General features: G+C 63.4%; 15 protein-coding genes. 11 read left to right on the top strand and 4 right to left on the bottom strand.

The features are described from left to right. The first annotated feature begins 171 nt into the window (after positions 1-171). From KM031_RS19045 to KM031_RS19085, 9 genes are all read left to right on the top strand, one after another. Complete coding sequence (locus tag KM031_RS19045) at positions 172-1,380, top strand: CaiB/BaiF CoA transferase family protein (protein ID WP_215505466.1); 1,209 nt, start codon at positions 172-174, stop codon at positions 1,378-1,380. Then, the gene (locus KM031_RS19050; RefSeq protein ID WP_215505467.1) at positions 1,373-2,515 is read left to right on the top strand and encodes an acyl-CoA dehydrogenase family protein; all 1,143 of its coding nucleotides are present in this window, start codon (positions 1,373-1,375) and stop codon (positions 2,513-2,515) included. Before KM031_RS19045 ends, KM031_RS19050 begins: the two co-directional genes overlap by 8 nt. Positions 2,516-2,947: 432 nt before the next feature. Then, positions 2,948-3,970, top strand: a complete 1,023-nt coding sequence (locus tag KM031_RS19055) for a substrate-binding domain-containing protein (protein WP_215505468.1) — start codon at positions 2,948-2,950, stop codon at positions 3,968-3,970. 154 nt (positions 3,971-4,124) lie between these two features. Further along, positions 4,125-5,408, top strand: a complete 1,284-nt coding sequence (locus KM031_RS19060; RefSeq protein ID WP_246567093.1) for an ABC transporter substrate-binding protein — start codon at positions 4,125-4,127, stop codon at positions 5,406-5,408. An 85-nt stretch (positions 5,409-5,493) separates the two neighbouring features. Next, positions 5,494-6,453, top strand: coding sequence for a carbohydrate ABC transporter permease (locus tag KM031_RS19065; RefSeq protein ID WP_215505469.1), 960 nt, complete (start codon positions 5,494-5,496; stop codon positions 6,451-6,453). After that, positions 6,450-7,283, top strand: a complete 834-nt coding sequence (locus KM031_RS19070; protein WP_215505470.1) for a carbohydrate ABC transporter permease — start codon at positions 6,450-6,452, stop codon at positions 7,281-7,283. The genes KM031_RS19065 and KM031_RS19070 overlap by 4 nt, the downstream gene beginning before the upstream one ends. Before the next feature lie 4 nt (positions 7,284-7,287). Then, positions 7,288-8,295 carry an ABC transporter ATP-binding protein gene (locus KM031_RS19075; protein ID WP_215505471.1) on the top strand — a complete coding sequence of 336 codons (1,008 nt, stop codon included), beginning with the start codon at positions 7,288-7,290 and terminating at the stop codon, positions 8,293-8,295. 40 nt (positions 8,296-8,335) lie between these two features. Further along, positions 8,336-9,121 carry a ThuA domain-containing protein gene (locus KM031_RS19080; RefSeq protein WP_215505472.1) on the top strand — a complete coding sequence of 262 codons (786 nt, stop codon included), beginning with the start codon at positions 8,336-8,338 and terminating at the stop codon, positions 9,119-9,121. Then, positions 9,121-10,170: a Gfo/Idh/MocA family protein gene (locus KM031_RS19085; RefSeq protein ID WP_215505473.1), complete on the top strand. Its 1,050-nt coding sequence runs from the start codon at positions 9,121-9,123 to the stop codon at positions 10,168-10,170. Before KM031_RS19080 ends, KM031_RS19085 begins: the two co-directional genes overlap by 1 nt. Before the next feature lie 130 nt (positions 10,171-10,300). Here KM031_RS19085 and KM031_RS19090 read toward each other — a convergent pair whose 3' ends face one another. The 3 genes from KM031_RS19090 to KM031_RS19100 form a co-directional block, all read right to left on the bottom strand. Next, positions 10,301-11,839 (bottom strand): amidase family protein, encoded by a 1,539-nt coding sequence (locus KM031_RS19090; RefSeq protein ID WP_215505474.1) that lies wholly within the window; start codon positions 11,837-11,839, stop codon positions 10,301-10,303. Next, the gene (locus KM031_RS19095) at positions 11,839-13,263 is read right to left on the bottom strand and encodes a S10 family peptidase (protein WP_246567094.1); all 1,425 of its coding nucleotides are present in this window, start codon (positions 13,261-13,263) and stop codon (positions 11,839-11,841) included. The genes KM031_RS19090 and KM031_RS19095 overlap by 1 nt, the downstream gene beginning before the upstream one ends. A gap of 93 nt (positions 13,264-13,356) precedes the next feature. Further along, positions 13,357-13,896: a hypothetical protein gene (locus tag KM031_RS19100; protein ID WP_215505475.1), complete on the bottom strand. Its 540-nt coding sequence runs from the start codon at positions 13,894-13,896 to the stop codon at positions 13,357-13,359. A 413-nt stretch (positions 13,897-14,309) separates the two neighbouring features. Here KM031_RS19100 and KM031_RS19105 point away from each other — a divergent pair, with 413 nt between their 5' ends. Next, positions 14,310-15,275: a helix-turn-helix domain-containing protein gene (locus tag KM031_RS19105; RefSeq protein WP_215505476.1), complete on the top strand. Its 966-nt coding sequence runs from the start codon at positions 14,310-14,312 to the stop codon at positions 15,273-15,275. Between the two features lie 16 nt (positions 15,276-15,291). Here KM031_RS19105 and KM031_RS19110 read toward each other — a convergent pair whose 3' ends face one another. Beyond that, positions 15,292-16,818, bottom strand: a complete 1,527-nt coding sequence (locus KM031_RS19110) for an MFS transporter (RefSeq protein WP_215505477.1) — start codon at positions 16,816-16,818, stop codon at positions 15,292-15,294. Positions 16,819-16,902: 84 nt separating this feature from the next. Between KM031_RS19110 and KM031_RS19115 the strand changes: the two genes are divergently transcribed. Beyond that, positions 16,903-17,442: a TetR/AcrR family transcriptional regulator gene (locus KM031_RS19115; protein WP_215505478.1), complete on the top strand. Its 540-nt coding sequence runs from the start codon at positions 16,903-16,905 to the stop codon at positions 17,440-17,442. Positions 17,443-17,556: the final 114 nt, after the last annotated feature.

A 17,556-nucleotide genomic window follows, 5' to 3' on the forward strand; every position in this document is an offset into this window, starting at 1 on the left:
TCTCCGATCAACCGGGCCTTGTGCGGCCCGGGTCGCATCGCCACGCGCGCCTATCTTCCAGCAAGAATATACTTGACCATTATGTATGTGCATAATAGCGTCAAGAATATGAATAATGGGAGTCGTCATGCCTCTGATAGATGCAACTTTTGCCATTGAAGCAGGTGCCCAATGAAACCGCTTTCTGGCGTCCGCATACTGGATCTGACCCGCGTTCTGGCCGGGCCGTTCTGCACCGCAATTCTTGCCGATCTCGGGGCTGAGGTCATCAAGGTGGAACCGCCCGCCGGCGACGATTACCGCCATGTCGGCCCGTTCAAAGAGGGTGAATCGGCCCTGTTCGCGCTGAATAACCGCGGCAAGAAGTCGATTGTCCTCGACCTCAAATCACCCGAGGCGCGCGACATCGCCCTGCAACTGGCGGCGGTGTCGGATGTGGTGATCGAGAATTTCCGGCCGGGCGTCGCGGATCGGTTGGGCATCGGCCCCAAGGCACTGCATGCCGCGAACCCGGCGCTCATCTTCGCGTCGATTTCCGGCTTTGGTCAGTCAGGCCCGCTGGCAGAGATGCCGGCCTATGATGTTGTTGTGCAGGCCATGTCGGGCTGGATGGATTCTACCGGCGAAGAGGGCGGCGGACCGCTGCGCACGGGCGAAGCGATTGGCGATATTGCGGCCGGGCTCTATGCAGCCGTCGGGATTCTTGCCGCACTCGTCGGACGTGGACGCGCCGCCCCCGAAGCGCAGACCGGCGTGCAGATTGATATCGCGATGCTGGACTGCCTTGTTTCCATGCTGCCAACGAGCCATGCGCTGCACCACTACGCCGGGGTAAAGGTTCAGCGCACCGGAAACCGTCATCCGCTTTCAACCCCGTTTGGCGCCTTCAAGAGCGCGGACAATGCCGTGATCATTGCTGTTCTCGGAGCGCGCCAGTTCGCGCAGCTGGCCAAACTCATGGGCGACGAGACGATTGCTAGCGACCCGCGGTTCGCAAGCGACGAGCTGCGCACCAGACATGAACCCGAACTGCGCGCCTTGATCGAGCGCTGGACCAGCCAGTTTCCCACCGAGGTGCTGGTGGCGGAATTGCTGGCGCAGGGTATTCCGGCCGCGCCGATCCTCTCTCTCGCAGAGGTTCTTGAAACGCCACACGCTGCCATGCGCGACCTCGTGAGCCCGGTGCCGCACCATAGCCTTGGCACCTCACCTGTCGCGGGGCAGCCGCTGCGGTTCAACGGCGTCAAGCCGGTGGCGGTTCAGGGCGCGCCTGCGCTTGGGGGTGACACACGCGCGGTTCTTGAAGGACTTGGCCTCACTGCCACCCAAATTTCCGGCCTGTTTGCAGCCGGAATCGTAAAAGGAGCTGATCTTGCCTGATTATTCACACCTTCTGGACGAGACGGAGAAAGCCTTTCTCGACATGCTCCAACGCTTTGTCGCGGAAGACCTGATCCCGAAAGCTGCTGCCACGGACGAGAACGGAAAATTCGTCCACGAGCAGATCAAGGCGCTGGCCGAAACTGGCATGATGGGCGCGAACCTGCCCGAGCAATGGGGCGGCGCAGACATTTCCTCGCACGCCTTGTTCGAGGCGGTGGCGATGATCGCGGGCGGCTGCGGCTCTACCGTATCGGCCCTTACCGCGCATTATCTGGCGACGGATTCGATCCTGCTGGGCGCCGATGACGCGATGAAGGCCCGCATCCTGCCGCGCGCCGCCGAGGGGGCGCTTCTGGGCGCTTTCGGGCTGACCGAACCCAATGCCGGCTCTGATCCGGGTGACATGCGCAGCCGCGCAACGCGCGAGGGCGACGGCTGGCGCATCAAGGGCAAGAAATGCTTTATTTCGAACGGTGGCGTTGCCGATTTCATCGTGACCTATGTTGTCACCAACCCTGACGCGGGCGCGCGCGGGATTTCGGCCTTCGTGATTGAAAAGGGAACCCCCGGGCTTGTTCCGGGCCGTGTCGAGCACACGATGGGTCTGCGCGGCGGCCATGTCTGGGAACTGGACATTGATTGCTGGGTTCCGGCAGAAAACATGGTCGGCCCAGAGGGCACCGGCTTCAAGACCGCAATGAAAGTCCTGGACAATGGCCGCACCGAAGTCGCCGCCATGTGCGTCGGCATCGCCCGCGCGGCCTTTGTCGCGGCGCGGGATTGGGCAAAGACCCGGATGATTGGCGGCGAGCCGCTGTCCAACCGTCAAGGCATCCGCTGGATGCTGGCCGATATGGAAACGGATCTCGCCGCAGCTGAATTGCTGGGGCACGAGGCCGCGCGCCAGCGGCACGCCGGTCAGCGGTTCACCAGCGCCGCCAGCCGCGCAAAGCTCTTTGCCTCGGAAGCGGCAGGGCGCGTGGCCGACAAGGCCTTGCAGATCCACGGTGGCTATGGCTACACCCGCGATTTCCCGCTTGAGCGTTATGTCCGCGACCTGCGGATCATGCGGATTTACGAAGGTTCTTCGGAAATCCAGCGCAATATCGTTGCGGGCTATCTGCTCGCCTGACGGGCCGAAGCCGTGCAGCGGCTTGCGCGTCACCCAAGGGGCAAATGAACGCTGCCGTTGCTGAAGCGGCAGCGGCAAGACCAACACGCGCTGCGCGATTACGTGACTCGTATGCTTGAGTTGGCAAGGTGGTCGGCCTTTTTCAGGCTGGCCTCGCATCAGGGGCGCAAACTTTGGAGAATAGTCAGCTTTATTAAATTACATAATAACTATTACCAGATTTAAATCTACGCCCCTCGCAGATGAATAGCCAGGCCGATTGCCAAGAGCACCCGATCTCAAACGGCCATTCTATGAGCTTCGCTGCAAAACAGGCCGCAAGGCCGCGACTGCATTTAGCACCCAAAAAGACCCCAAAACGTTTCGGATCGCTTGACCTGCCCTCACGCGTGGCAGACATCTGATTGGTAATCAAAGGGGGCAGCGGCCCAGATGGCAACACTGAAAGATCTCAGCCGACATCTCGGTCTCTCGGTCACACAAGTGAGCCGGGCGCTGAACGGCCATTCGGATGTGAACGAACAGACCCGTGCCCGCGTGCAGGAAGCTGCCAAGATCTTGAAGTATCAGCCGAATATTTCCGCCCGTCGCCTTGTGACGGGGCGATCCGGCACGGTTGGTCTGGTGGTGCCGCCCCCCGTCAGCACAGATGGCCACGCGGTTTTTGTCGAGATGATCAGCGGCCTTTCGGCAAGTTTCGCGCAACAGAATGTGCATTTTCTGCTGCATGTGGTGAACCCGCAGGAAGATCCGGTCGCGGTGCATCGCCGGTTGATCGACAGCGCGGCGCTGGATGGCTTTGTCATCACCGATCCGGTGGTGAACGATCCGCGCATCGCCTTTCTGCGCAAACGCGATGTTCCCTTCGTCGTGCATGGCCGACTCGGCGACAAGAATGATTTTGCCTATTTCGACATCGACAATTACGCCGTCGCGCACCTCCTGACAGCGCATCTGACCGGCCTCGGCCATCGACGAATCGCCTTTCTCAATGGCGTGCCGGGGCGCACCTATGTCGAATCGCGACGCCGGGGCCATGTTGCGGCGCTGTCAGAGGCAGGGATTGAATGTGACCCGCATCTGCACCGCAATGGCATGATGAACCGCAATTTCGGCCTGACGGAAACCATCCGCCTGATGCAGGCAGAGCAAGGCCGCCCCACAGCCATCATTGCAGGCAATATGTTGATTGCATTGGGTGTTTACGATGCGCTTCAGGCGCTTGGCCTGCGGGTCCCTGCCGATGTCTCGGTCGTGGCCCATGATGATCACCTGCCCGGCGCCACGGCGGAATCGCTGTTTCCGGCGCTGACCACCACCTCTGCCCCGCTGAAGGAAAGCTGGGGCCCGATGGCGTGCCTGCTTGTCAAGGCGCTTGACGCCCAGCCGATTGAAACGCTTCAGAAAATGGGCGGCATCAGCTTTTTCAACCGGGCCTCCACCACCACCCTCTGAGCGCAGACAGCCCTTTCCCGCCAAAATTCCTGTTGACGTGATAGCGCTATCAGGCACATATTTCCGAAACGTTTCGGATCACGCCAGCTTGCAGCCCTTGAGGAGGAGCCAGGTCGGCAGCAGCGACGTGCAGACAGCATAACGGGAGGAAATCATGAAGAAAATTTTCAAGGTCGCAGCACTGCGGTCAACGGTGGCGGCTGGCGTTCTGATGACGGCCGGGGTATCGGTCGCACCGGCGGATGAGCTGTTTTACGTCTCTGGTGCCATCGGCAATGCCATCGCCAATTTCAAGACGCTGGTGCAGCCTTGGGAACAGGCGACCGGCCACACGGTGACCATCGTGCCGATGCCCGCGTCCACCTCGGATCAGTTTGCGCAATACCGGCTGTGGCTTGCGGCGGGCACCGCCGACATCGACCTCTATCAGACCGATGTGATCTGGGCACCGCAACTGGCCGACCACTTCGTCGACATGGCCGAACCGGCCAAGGATCTGGTGCCGCAGCATTTCCCCTCGATCATCGAAAGCCAGACGGTTGGTGGCAAGCTGGTGGCCCTGCCGATCTTCACCGATGCGCCCGCGCTGTATTACCGCAAGGATCTGCTGGAAAAGCACGGCAAGCCGGTTCCCACCACCTGGGAAGACCTGACCGAAACCGCCCGCGCGATTCAGGACGCCGAACGCGCCGCAGGCAAGGCCGATTTCTGGGGCTTTGTCTGGCAGGGCAATGCCTATGAGGGGCTGACCTGCAACGCGCTGGAATGGGTGAAATCCTTTGGCGGCGGTCAGATCGTGGAACCCGACGGCAGCATTTCGATCAACAACGCACAGGCCGCAGCGGCGTTGGATCTGGTGAAAGGCTGGGTCGGCTCGATCAGCCCTGCCGGGGTGCTGGCTTATCAGGAAGAAGAGGCGCGCGGCGTGTGGCAGACCGGCAATGCCGTGTTCATGCGCAACTGGCCCTATGCCTATGGCCTTGGCAATGGCACGGATTCCGCAGTGCAGGGCCTGTTCGACGTGGCCCCGCTGCCCTCGGGTGGCGGGCATGAGGGATCGGCGGCAACGCTGGGTGGCTGGAACATCGCCGTCTCGAAATATTCGACCAAGCAGGATGCGGCAATCAGCCTTGCCCTGTATCTGGCGGGCCCCGAAGCCCAGAAGCAGCGCGCCATATCGGAATCGAACCTGCCCACCATCGTTGCGCTGTATGACGATGCCGAAATTGCAGCCGCGCAGCCGATCATCCCGCTGTGGAAGGATGTCTTCACCCAGGCGGTTCCGCGCCCCTCTGCCCCGACCAAGGGCAAATACAACGAAGTTTCGGCACGCTTCTGGTCGGCCGTGCACAATACGCTGTCGGGCAATGGCACCGCCGCAGAGAACCTTGAACTGCTGGAGCTGGAGTTGAGCGACATAAAGGGTTCGAGCTGGTAATCCTTCCCATCCCGCCGAACCCCGGCGGGCGGAGCAATCCGCCCGCCCCAGTCCCGGCCCAGAGAGGCCAGACAGGGAGAGCCCCATGACATTCCTGCCCCTGCGCAGCGGTGAGCCATCGCTTCTGCAACAACGCCAGCGCGCTGCCTTCTGGTTTCTGGCGCCCATGCTGGCCGCACTGATCTGCGTCGCCGCCTGGCCGCTGCTGCGCACGATCTGGTTTTCCTTCACCGATACCACGCTGTCCGATCTTTATGGCGGCCAGTGGATCGGGTTCGACAATTACCTGTCCATGCGCACGCTGTCGTCGGGCCGCACGGTCTGGCGCGGCACGCTGGTTGATCCGGCCTGGTGGAATGCGGTGTGGAACACCCTGCGCTTTGCCTTGGTGTCGGTCACGCTTGAAACCGTGCTGGGGCTGATCGTGGCGCTGGTGCTGAATGCCGAGTTCCGGGGCCGGGGGCTTGTGCGGGCGGCCATCCTCATTCCCTGGGCCATTCCCACCATCGTTTCGGCAAAGATCTGGGCCTGGATGCTGAATGACCAGTTCGGGATCATCAATGACATGCTGCTGTCGCTGGACCTGATCGACCAGAAGATCGCCTGGACCGCCAGCGCCGATACCGCCATGTATGCCGTGCTGATCGTCGACATCTGGAAAACAACGCCCTTCATGGCGCTGTTGATCCTGGCAGGCCTGCAAATGGTGCCGCGCGACATTTACGAGGCCGCCCGGATCGACGGTATCCATCCGGTCAAGGTTTTCTTCCGCGTCACCCTGCCGCTGATCCGGCCCACGCTGATGGTTGCCGTGATCTTCCGCATGCTCGACAGTCTGCGCATCTTCGATCTGGTCTATGTGCTGACGCCGAATTCTGCCGCGACCAAGACCATGTCGGTCATCAGCCGCGAGAACATGGTGGATTTCGACAAATTCGCCTATGGCGCCGCGCAATCGACACTGCTGTTCTCGATCATCGCCATCTTCGTGCTGCTTTACATCTGGCTGGGCCGGGTGGACCTGACAGGAGATTCCTCCAGATGACCATGCCGCAACCGATCAAGACCGTGGCTTTCTATGCGCTTGTCGCCGGGATCGTGCTGTTTTCGGTGTTTCCGTTCTACTATGCCATCGTCACCAGCTTTGCCACTGGCACGGCGCTGTTCGAGGCGAACTATTGGCCCAAGGCCTTTGACCTGTCGAATTACAGCGCCGTGCTGGGCGGGCGCAACTTCGGGCGGTCAATCCTGAATTCGCTGTTCATCGCCAGCACCACGGTGATCTGCGCGCTGTTCCTTGCCGTTACCGCCTCTTATGCTCTGGCGCGGGTGCGGTTTCGCGGGCGCGGGCTGTTGTTGATGACCATCCTCGCCGTGTCGATGTTCCCGCAGATCGCCGTGCTGGCGGGTCTGTTTGAAGTGATCCGCTTTCTGGGCATCTTCAACACGCCCTGGGCGATGATCCTGTCCTATACGATCTTCACCCTGCCCTTCACGGTCTGGGTGCTGACAACCTTCATGCGCGACCTGCCGGTCGAGATCGAAGAAGCGGCCATTGTTGATGGCGCAACGCCCTGGATCATCATCACCCGCGTCTTTCTTCCGCTGCTCTGGCCCGCGCTGGTCACCACCGGGCTTCTAGCCTTCATCGGTGCCTGGAACGAGTTTCTTTTCGCGCTGACCTTCACCTCTTCCGAAACGACGCGCACGGTGCCCGTTGCCATCGGCCTGCTTTCCGGCGCCAGCCAGCAGGAAATTCCGTGGGGCCCGATCATGGCGGCCTCGGTCATCGTGACCGTGCCGCTCGTCATCCTCGTGCTCATTTTCCAACGCAAGATCGTGGCAGGCCTGACGGCCGGCGGTGTGAAAGGCTGAACCCATGGCCAAGATCGAATTGAACAATGTCACCAAAACCTATGGCGCGCATCAGGTCATCAAGGGCATCGACCTTGAGATCCGCAAGGGCGAGTTCATGGTGTTCGTCGGCCCCTCGGGCTGCGGCAAATCCACCCTGCTGCGGCTGATCTCGGGGCTGGAGGAAATCTCGACCGGCGATCTGCTGTTCGACGGCACCCGGGTCAACGGCCTCGTGCCCTCCAAACGCGGCATCGCCATGGTATTCCAAAGCTATGCGCTCTACCCGCACATGAAGGTCTACGACAACATGGCCTTCGGGCTGGAGCTGGCGAAATCGTCGAAAGACGAGATCAGCCGCCGGGTGCGCGAGGCGGCCCGGCTGTTGCAGATTGATCATCTGCTGGACCGCCTGCCGAAGGAGCTTTCGGGCGGCCAGCGGCAAAGGGTGGCCATTGGCCGCGCCATCGTGCGCGATCCCAAGGTCTTTCTGTTCGACGAACCGCTGTCGAACCTCGATGCCGCGCTGCGGGTGCAGACAAGGCTGGAAATCGCCAATCTGCACCACGCGATGAAAGACGTGACGATGATCTATGTCACGCATGACCAGGTCGAGGCCATGACGCTGGCCGACCGCATCGCCGTGCTGCGCGACGGGCGGCTGGAACAGGTGGGCACCCCGGCAGAGCTGTATGAGCGGCCCAATTCGCTTTTCGTGGCGGGATTCATCGGCAGCCCCAAGATGAACTTCCTGACCGGCGCCTTTGCGGCTGCGGAAAACTGCATCACGCTGGGCATCCGCCCCGAACATGTCACCGTCACCGATCCCGCCGCCGCGCGCTGGTCGGGCGAGGTTGTCCATGCCGAGGATCTTGGGTCCGACAACTATCTGTTCGTGCAGATCGGGGCCGATACCCCTGTAATCGTCCGCCAGCCCGGCAAGCTGACCATCCCGCTGGGCAGCCGCATCGGGCTGTCGCCCGACCCCGCCCATATCCACCGTTTCGATGCCGACGGCACGCCCGTCCGCTGAACCATTCCCCTGCAAAATCAGGCTCTACCAGGAGAAACCCATGTCCATCCGTGTTACCGTCTGGGGCGAGAACGTCCACGAACACAAGAACCGCACCGTTGCCGAGGTCTATCCCGAAACGATGCACGGCACGATTGCCAAGGCGCTGAACCGCGAAGACGGCATCACCGCCACCACCGTCACCCTGCAGGATGCCGATCACGGGCTGACGCCGGAAAAGCTGGCCGAAACCGATGTGCTGATCTGGTGGGGCCATGCCGCCCATGGCGATGTCGAGGACGAGATTGTCGAGCGTGTCTGCAACGCCGTCTGGGGTGGCATGGGCATGATCTTCCTCCATTCCGCCCATTTCGCCAAACCGTTCAAGCGGCTGATGGGTGCGCCCTGCAACCTGACCTGGCGCGAGGCGGGTGAGCGGGAACGGCTCTGGGTCACCAGCCGCCACCACCCCATCGCCCGGGGCCTGCCCGATCATTTCGAACTGGAACATGAAGAGATGTATGGCGAGCCTTTCGGCGTACCAGAACCGCTGGAAACCGTGTTCGTCAGCTGGTTCGCCGGCGGCGAGGTGTTCCGCTCGGGCCTGACCTATCGGCGTGGCGCGGGCAATATCTTCTATTTCCGCCCGGGGCATGAAACCTATCCCACCTACCATGATGCGAATGTGCAGCGCGTGATCGCCAATGCCGCCCGCTGGGCCTATAACCCGCTGCCGCGCATCGCCGACCCCAATGTCGCGCCCAACACGCCGGTCACCGAGGCGCTGGAGCCGATCGAAGAGCGCGGCCCGCGTCTTCACGCCCATGGCGAAGCGGGGTATCGCTGATGGCCCGCCTGCTTATTGTCGGCACGGGCAGCATGGCCGCGCATCACGCCAAGGGCTTCTCGGCCCTGCCAGGGGTTACGCTTGTGGGCGGTGTTGACGCGCGGGCCGAACCGCTGGCCGCTTTTTGTGAAAAATGGTCCATTCCCAACTCCTTCGCCTCGGTTGAGGCCGCGCTGGAATGGGGCGACTTCGATGCCGTCACCAATGTGACGCCCGATGCGGCGCATTTCTCGACCACCATGCCCTTCCTCGCGGCGGGCAAGCATGTGCTGTGCGAAAAGCCGCTGGCCACTGCTGCCGCCGATGCCGATGCCATGGCCGCTGCGGCCCGCAAGGCGGGCGTGGTGAACATGGTGAACCTCAGCTATCGCAATGTTCCGGCGCTGCAACAGGCCGCCGCATTGGTGCGGGCGGGCGAGATTGGCGAGATCCGGCATTTCGAGGCGAGCTATCTGCAAAGCTGGCTGACGCAGGATGCCTGGGGCGCCTGGGACAAGGAAAGCCAATGGCTCTGGCGCTTGTCCACCGCGCATGGGTCGAAGGGTGTGCTGGGCGATGTGGGCATCCATATCCTCGATTTCGCCACTTTCATCGCGGGCCTTGAGGCGACCGAAGTCTCCTGCCGGTTGGCGACCTTCGACAAGGCGGCGGGCGGGCGGATCGGCGACTATGTGCTGGATGCCAATGACAGCGCCACGATGCAGATCGTCCTGAGCAATGGCGCACTTGGCACCGTGGCGGCAACGCGCTTTGCTTCGGGCCATCACAATGACCTGAAGCTGCGGCTCTATGGCACCAAAGGCGGGCTGGAGGTGCAGTTCGAACGCAACACTTCGCGGCTGCGCATCTGCCGCACCGCCGATCTGGTCAGCGCCGAATGGCACGAGGTGGATTGCCCCGAAGTGCCCAATATCTACACGCGCTTCATCGCGGCGATCCGGGGCGAAGGCCCGGCCGAGCCAAGCTTCGACCGCGGCGCGGCCCTGCAACACCTGCTGGATCTGGCCGAGCAATCGGCGGCCCGGAAAAGCCTGAGCCTCGCCGTCTGACGCAGCGGGAACAATCACCGGAGCGTAAACACCCTGACCGACCATCGCGCAGCCACCCCCGCCCAGCAAGGGCAAGCGGATCAGCAGAAACAGAGCGGGGGCGGGCATGGGAGGCCTTTCGGGTGGCGGGTCATGGCAGATCGGCGGCGATGTGGGCAAGGGTCGCCTGTTCAAAGGCGTAGGCATAGGCCAGAAGCCGGGCATCCTGCCCGCGCTTGCCGATCAGGGTCACGCCGACCGGCTCGCCACTGTCCTTGCGGCCGATCGGCACGGTGATCGCCGGATACCCTGCCGTGGCATAGAAGGGCGATTGCAGGTTCGCCATGCCCACCAGCACCTCGACGCCGCCAGCCGCCGCAAAGGCACGGTCCAGCGCCGCCGTGGTTGCCGCCGTCATGTCGACGGTCATGTCCGCGTGGTCTTGCAATGTGAAGCCTTTCGCCAAAGGGGCATAGGCGGTCAGCAGATCCTGCCCGAAGGGGATGCGCGCACCCGGATCGGCTGCATTCCAGGCGATCAGGTCTTCAAGGCTTGCCAGTTCGGGCCGCAGTGCCGTGATGGCGGGCATCATGTCAAAGCGCATGCCCGCGCCAAGATAGGCAAAGAACTGCATGACGGTGCCGCTTGGGTCATCCAGCGTCACCGGCACCATCTCGGCCCCCAGCATGGCAAGGGTCGCGCCGGTGCGGGTGCTGGCCCCGGCCAGATCGCCCGCCTGCGCCATATCCTGCGCCAGCACGCCAACCCGGATGCCGGTCAGCGCCTCCGGCGAAAGCCCCGCCACATAATCCACCTCTGCCGTATCGGCAGCGGCCAGCAGCAGTGCCGCATCGCGCACGCTGCGGGCCATCGGCCCGGCCCCGTCATTGCTGCGGATCAGCGGGATCACCCCCTCGCCACTGACCAGCCCGGCACTGGGCTTCATCGCGACAAGGCTCATCACCCCCGCCGGGGCCACCAGAGAACCTGCGGTTTCGGTGCCGATACTGACCACTGCATACTGCGCGGCAACGCTGATGGCCGAGCCGGAGCTGGAGCCATAGGTCGGCCAAGGCCCCAACGGGTTGACCCCCTGCCCGCCCACCGCGCCATTGCCGCCCGACGGTGTGCCACTCGCCACCACGCCCGCAAGTTCCGACAGGCTGGTCTTGCCGATGATGACGGCACCCGCCTTGCGCAGGGCCGTCACAAGTGCTGCGTCCTGCGGGGCCACATGATCCAGCAGGATCGCGGCATTGGCCGTGGTGTGCATCGGGGCGGCCATTGCGATATTGTCCTTGAGGCTGACCGGAATGCCATCCAGGGGCCCAAGGCTCTGGCCCGCCGCCCGGCGCGCATCGGCGGCGCGGGCCTCGTCCAGTGCGGTGGGGTTCAGCTCCAGCATACCGCGCAGCCGGTCATCCAGCCGCCGGATGCGGGCCAGATGCCAGAGCGTCAGCGCTTCCGAGGACACCTCGCCCGCCGCCATTGCCTGTTGCAGATCGGATATATCCGCCCGCATCAGCGCCGCGTCACGACCGGCAGCGGCGGGCAGCGCCTCCAGCGCCGCAGAAAAGGGCGCGAAGTCCAGCGGGCGCAGCCGGGCCACCTGCACGGCGGCAAGCGGACCGGCGGTCTCTTGTGCAACGGCGGGAGAGGCCAGCAGCAGGGCCAGGGCAAGGGCGCGCATCAGTTGATCCCCGCATAGAACTGGCGCACATCCGCGGCGAATTCGGCGCGGCTGGCCTTTTGAAGATAGAACATATGCCCGCCGGGATAGACACCAAAGAACAGCCGTTCGCGGGCCTCTGGCGTGACCGTGGATTGTTCGATCATATAGCGTGTGCGAAAATAGGGCGTGGCCAGATCGTGCATCCCATGCACGACCAGCGCCTTGAGGTCACTGTTCTGCGCCAGCCCGATGGCCAGATCATCCGGCCCGCCACTGCCGGAGGCGCGATCCCATTGCAGATTGGCGTCGATGTTCAGCGCAATATAGTCCCGGCTGGTCTTGTAGCCCAGATCATTGCGCAGATGGTCCATGAACGGCGGCTGAAGGATGCCGGTCAGCACGGCCAGCGAGCGGTCAAAGGTGTTCAGCCCGGGCACCTCGGGGATCGGGTTCTCGGTGGCGATGGTGCCATCATAGCGGTCCAGCAGCAGGCCCTTGTCTTGCAGCAGGGTTGCGGCAAACATCTGGTCGCCGACGCGGGCGCGTTCGCGGGCAACAAGGCTCGGCTCCAGCCCGGTCATCTGCGCGACCTTGGCAAAGAACGCCTCCTGCCCGGCAGCATCGGTGCGGCCCAAATTCACCAGCCCGGTCGTCAGGGTGGTCAGTGCGAATTCCTCGAACTGTGGCAGGGCCTCAGTGCCCTTGGGCTGCTCGTTCAGCCCATAATGGGCGGCAATCGCCGCCTGTGTCGGGAACATTGTGACCGGCCCGAGGATGGAATAGCGGGTTTCGGCAATCTCGGCGTGCAGCGCGGGCGAGATCAGCACCGCCCGGTTCAGGTTGATGCCATAGCTCTGCGCCAGAATCCGGGTGAGCCCGGCCACCCTCTGCCCGCCATAACTTTCACCCGCAAGCGCCTTGGGCGAGGCCCAGCGGTCATTCTCGGTCAGCCATTGACGGATGAACCAGGCGATGGACTGCATGTCGCTGTCCACCGCGTAATAGGGTTTGGGATCACCCGGCGTGCCATCGGTCCGCGGCAACATGCGGCTATAGCCGGTGCCGACCGGGTCGATGAACACGAGGTCGGTAAAGCCGATCCAGCTGTCGGGGTTCGGCTCCAGCCGGGCAGGCACCGGCGGGAAAGAGCCGTCGCCCGCCGTGGCGATGGTCAAGGGGCCGATGGCCGCCACATGCAGGAAGATACTGGCTCCGCCCGGGCCGCCATTGACCAGAAAGGTCACCGGGCGGGTGGTTTTGTCGGCCCCGTCCATCGTGTAGGCGACATGGAAGAATTCCATCTCGGGCCGCTCAGGGTCTGCGCCGATGGCCAGCATCCCGGCCTTGGTGGTATAGGGCACCGTTTCTTGCGCAAGGGTCCCGCCGGGCCAGAACAGGCCCAGCACCATGGCAAGGGTCGCGAGGGGCCGCAGTGTCAGCATCTTGTCACCTGTCATCAGTCGGAGGGCGGAACCATACCCACCCGGAAAGCTGGGTTTTCGGCCCATGGCGGCAAGCGCCGCATTGGCGCGGTGTCAGAGCTTGCCGCCGCGCAGCTCGATCACCTCACCCGAATCCCGCATCTTGCAGACCATGTGTTCATGGCCAACCGTTGCCTCGATCTCCCATTCATGCTTCTGCGGCGACCGGGCCTTGACGAAATGGACGTGGTGTTTGCCCACTGCAAAATTCTGCGCAACGATACCCGCGCAGCCCGAATAGGCCATGGGCGGCGCCCTCAGATCGGCGCTTTGGCGGCGATGCGCGACGCTGTTCTTCCGCTCGTTCTCGCCGGCGGTATAGCCTTCGACATAACCGCGGGTCTGGCTGTATTCCCAATAGGCATAACCATGCAGACCGTCGCGATAACCGCGCTCGAACTCTGCCGTTTCAACATCGTCGCCGGGCCTGTAGCCGTCCTTGTAGTGATGCTTGTGATGCGCGAGCGCGGCAATGCCCAGAATGGCGATGGCGGCGGCGGCCTTTTCGTCGTCGTTCATCTCTGCCACAGCCGGAGCCACCCCCAGATGCAGGCAAATCGCGGCAATGCCGAGGACTGAAACACAGGATTTCATGCCATAACTCCTTGGTGATATGATCCGTCAGGTGCTGCCATCTACCGGAACCGGCCTATCGGGCGGCGGTGATCTGCCAGACACTGGAGGCAGCCTAGGCACCCGGCCCGGTCGCCGCTATCCACAATGCGCAATTGGGACGCAACCGCCGCATCCTGCGTGATTTCAAGGCGATTTGTCGCAAGGGCGCAGCCTGCTGCGGGAAAGGGTTGACAGGTGAAGACGGGGTTTTACCTTCAACCTCAGGTGAGTGATTTCGGAATGCCGCGCGCAGGCCTGCACCCGAAAATGGGTATCCGGTTCTCGATCTTCTTTTCGCATCATTGTTTTTCTTTCACATGGTCACAGCGATGTTTGGGCCTGACCTCGGACAGCGGCACGCAGGCTGCGCGATGCAAGCGCGTGGGTGAAGCATGGAACATGCAAGCTTCCGCAACAGCGTCAGAACAAACGTGATCCACAAGCGCGACCTGCACACCGAAGCAAGTTCCATCATGTTCCGCACCAGCCGCATCCTGGATCTGTGCGGTGACAATGGCTGTCTGCGCACAGATCTGCTTTCGGTCAACGATCAGGGGTTTTCCATCGGCAGGGTCATGTCGGGCGGGCATGAGGTCTGGCTGCACGAGGATGCCAATTTCACCTTTCTGCTGCCGCTGGCCGGTCGGCTCGAGGTCGGCCTTGGCAGGCAGGGCCATCGCATTGATGTCGGCCAGTTCGCCATGCTGCGCCCGACCGAGCGGCAGACCAGAGCCGTGTCGGATCGCACAGGCCGGTTTCAGGCGGTGACCTTGCAGGTTTCGGCCAACCGCTTGCAGATGCAGGCAGCGTTGCAGGGCCTGCGGAATGCCGATTTCGCGGTGCTGACCATGCCGGTTGCGCGCTATCTGGCGCAATCACTGCCGGTGCTGATGGTTGATACCTGCGGCAAGAGCATACGCGCCCTGCCGCTGCGGGTGGCCGCCGAATTGGGCACTCTGATCGACGAATTGCTGTCCGAGACGCTGGGCACCCCCTTGGCCACATCCAGCACGCGGCGCATCCTGCCGGATTGGCACCGCGTCTGCCAGGCCGAGGAGATCATGCGCGCCCGCTGCGACGAAGCCCTGTCGATGCCCGATCTGGCTGCCTCGGTCGGGGTCAGCCTGCGCAGCCTGCAACTGGGCTTTCAGGAGGTCTACGGCCTGCCCCCGCGCGCTGTGCTGAGCCGTATCCGTCTGGATCTGGCCCGGGTCCGGCTGCTCGCCGCCCGCCCCGGTGAAACCGTCACCTCAATCGCGCTGGAAACCGGCTTCATTCACCTGAGCCGATTTGCGCAGCTTTACGCCCGGACCTTCGGCGAAACCCCACGCGAAACCCTCGGCCGCTGCCGCGCCTGAGGGGATGGGCGCGGCCTCACTCCGTCTGATGCGCCCCGGCTGTCCTGGAACTGCGGGCCAGCAGGAAAAAGACCAGCAGAGCCAACGCGCCGATCAGGGCCGCTGCGGTTGACAGCAGCACCGAATGGGTCTGGGTGAAGGCCGCCTTTCCCGCTGCGATCACCGCGGCACCCTGGTCGGCGGACAGTTGCTGCGCCACCAGATAGCTGTCGCCGATGGACCGCGCCGCCTGTTCGGCCAGTTCCGGCGACAGCCCCTCGGGCGGGGTAAAGGTGCGCCCGAAGATATTCGCCATGAACACTCCGAACAGCGTGATGCCAAGGCCGGTGCCCAGCTCATAGCCAGTGGCCTCCAGCGACCCGGCGGCAGCGCCTTTGCTGGCCTCGACAGCGCCCATGATCGCGATGGAGGATGCGGTGAGGCCGATGCTCAGTGCCAGACCGAGCGAGGCCAGGAGCCCCGGCACCACCAGCCCCGGCCTGTGGAAATCGGTGAAGGCAAGGCAGGCCAGCACCAGAGCCGAAACCGCCATCGACAGGCAGGCCACCAGCCGCAGCCCGAACCGGCTGGACAGCCAGCCCGCGACAGGCCCGCCCAAAGCCGCCGCTGCCATGATCGGGATCATGAAGATCCCGGCCTGAAGCGGCGTCTTGTCCAGCACATATTGCAGCTCTTGCGCCAGGGTCAGCTCTACCCCCGCCAAAGCGCCGCAGGCCACAATCGCCATGATCATCCCGGCCACGATGGCCGGATGCGCGAACAGTGACAGATCCAGCATCGGCTGGGCCGCACGCAACTGCTTGCGGGCAAACAGCGCCAGCAGCGCCGCGCCAAAGGCCAGCACCAGCAGCACGACGGCCAAGGGATGCTTGGCGGCAGCCCCGGCCTTGATTGCATAAACGACCGAGATCATGCCAGCGATCAGCAAAAGCGCCTGCCCGATGGCCCAATGGCCCGAACTGGTCGCCTCACGGCGGGGCAGCAGGAACCAGCACGCCGGGGCCACGATCAGCATCACCGGCACGTTGATCAGGAAAACCGATCCCCACCAGAAATGCGCCAGCAACGCGCCACCGATCAGCGGCCCCGCCGCCGCCCCTGCCGCGCCGACCGTGCCCCAGAGCCCAAGCGCCATGCCGCGCTCGGCCTCGTCTTCAAAGGTGCGGCGGATGATGCCCAGCACACAGGGCATGATCATCGAGCCGCCAAGCGCCAGCAGGATCCGCGTCAGGATCAGCATCGGCGCATTCGGCGCCAGGGCCGCAAGCGCCGAGGCGATGCCGAAAATCGTCAGGCCCGTCAGCAACATGCGCCGATTGCCGATGCGGTCGGCCAGCGTGCCCATCGGCACCAGCAGCCCGGCCATCAGCAGCGGATAGATGTCGATGATCCACAGCACCTGCGTGCTGGACGCCCCCAGCGCCTGGGTCAGCGTCGGCACGGCGACATGCAGGATGGTCATGTCCAGCACCACCGGCAGAAAGGCCAGCATGACGGCCAGCAGCACCAGCCAGCGTTTTGTATCGGGTTGACGGATCGCCATGTTTCACCTGAGAGTCGCTTGTAGGGGCAGATATAAATACATACGTATGGATTGCAATGCCACAGAGAGCTGACGGAAGACTTTATGGGTAGAAAGCCGACGATCACCCGCGACAGCCTGCTGGATGTGGCAGAAGAAATTGTGCGCAGCGGCGGGGCGGGCGCGCTGACCATCGGCGCATTGGCGCAGGCGGCGGGGATCTCGAAGGGCGGGGTGCAATATTCCTTCGCCTCGCGGGATGATCTGGTGCGCGGCCTGATCGACCGCTGGACCAGCCAGTTCGATGCGATGCTGGAGGGCGAAGGCACAGAGGATCCCGTCGGCTTCGTCCGCCGTTACATCGCGGCAACGCGGAGCTCGCAACAGGCGATGAATGCCAAGATGGCCGGGCTGATGGTTGGCTATCTGGAGGATCCGGCAAACCTGCGCGAAACACGCGACTGGTATCACGGCATCTTCGCCCGCCTTGGCGGCATGACCCCCGAGGCGCAGGCTGCCCGTGTGGCCTTTCTTGCGGTGGAGGGCCTGTTCCTGATGCGCATCAACGGCATCGACGAAGACGGCGCCTGGACCGCCTATCTGGATGATGTCGAGGCCATTCTGGCCCGGCTGGTGCCGGAATAGCCGGTGTCTGCTGGCATCAGCCGCACAAGGCACCTGCGTCCTAAATACGAAGATTACATCGCCATCACCCGCGCAGGCGGGATGGCATCCGATGAAATGGGAGATTTACAAGGC

This window comes from Gemmobacter fulvus (assembly GCF_018798885.1).
Classification (GTDB): Bacteria; Pseudomonadota; Alphaproteobacteria; order Rhodobacterales; family Rhodobacteraceae; genus Gemmobacter; species Gemmobacter fulvus.

What these genes read in the sequence shown, in the direction of transcription:
- KM031_RS19110 (WP_215505477.1), bottom strand. Translation starts at nt 16,818, where the DNA reads ATGGCGATCCGTCAACCCGATACAAAACGCTGGCTGGTGCTGCTGGCC.
- KM031_RS19055 (WP_215505468.1), top strand. Translation starts at nt 2,948, where the DNA reads ATGGCAACACTGAAAGATCTCAGCCGACATCTCGGTCTCTCGGTCACA.
- KM031_RS19100 (WP_215505475.1), bottom strand. Translation starts at nt 13,896, where the DNA reads ATGAAATCCTGTGTTTCAGTCCTCGGCATTGCCGCGATTTGCCTGCAT.
- KM031_RS19105 (WP_215505476.1), top strand. Translation starts at nt 14,310, where the DNA reads ATGGAACATGCAAGCTTCCGCAACAGCGTCAGAACAAACGTGATCCAC.
- KM031_RS19115 (WP_215505478.1), top strand. Translation starts at nt 16,903, where the DNA reads ATGGGTAGAAAGCCGACGATCACCCGCGACAGCCTGCTGGATGTGGCA.
- KM031_RS19080 (WP_215505472.1), top strand. Translation starts at nt 8,336, where the DNA reads ATGTCCATCCGTGTTACCGTCTGGGGCGAGAACGTCCACGAACACAAG.
- KM031_RS19045 (WP_215505466.1), top strand. Translation starts at nt 172, where the DNA reads ATGAAACCGCTTTCTGGCGTCCGCATACTGGATCTGACCCGCGTTCTG.
- KM031_RS19095 (WP_246567094.1), bottom strand. Translation starts at nt 13,263, where the DNA reads ATGCTGACACTGCGGCCCCTCGCGACCCTTGCCATGGTGCTGGGCCTG.
- KM031_RS19060 (WP_246567093.1), top strand. Translation starts at nt 4,125, where the DNA reads ATGAAGAAAATTTTCAAGGTCGCAGCACTGCGGTCAACGGTGGCGGCT.
- KM031_RS19070 (WP_215505470.1), top strand. Translation starts at nt 6,450, where the DNA reads ATGACCATGCCGCAACCGATCAAGACCGTGGCTTTCTATGCGCTTGTC.
- KM031_RS19065 (WP_215505469.1), top strand. Translation starts at nt 5,494, where the DNA reads ATGACATTCCTGCCCCTGCGCAGCGGTGAGCCATCGCTTCTGCAACAA.
- KM031_RS19090 (WP_215505474.1), bottom strand. Translation starts at nt 11,839, where the DNA reads ATGCGCGCCCTTGCCCTGGCCCTGCTGCTGGCCTCTCCCGCCGTTGCA.
- KM031_RS19075 (WP_215505471.1), top strand. Translation starts at nt 7,288, where the DNA reads ATGGCCAAGATCGAATTGAACAATGTCACCAAAACCTATGGCGCGCAT.
- KM031_RS19085 (WP_215505473.1), top strand. Translation starts at nt 9,121, where the DNA reads ATGGCCCGCCTGCTTATTGTCGGCACGGGCAGCATGGCCGCGCATCAC.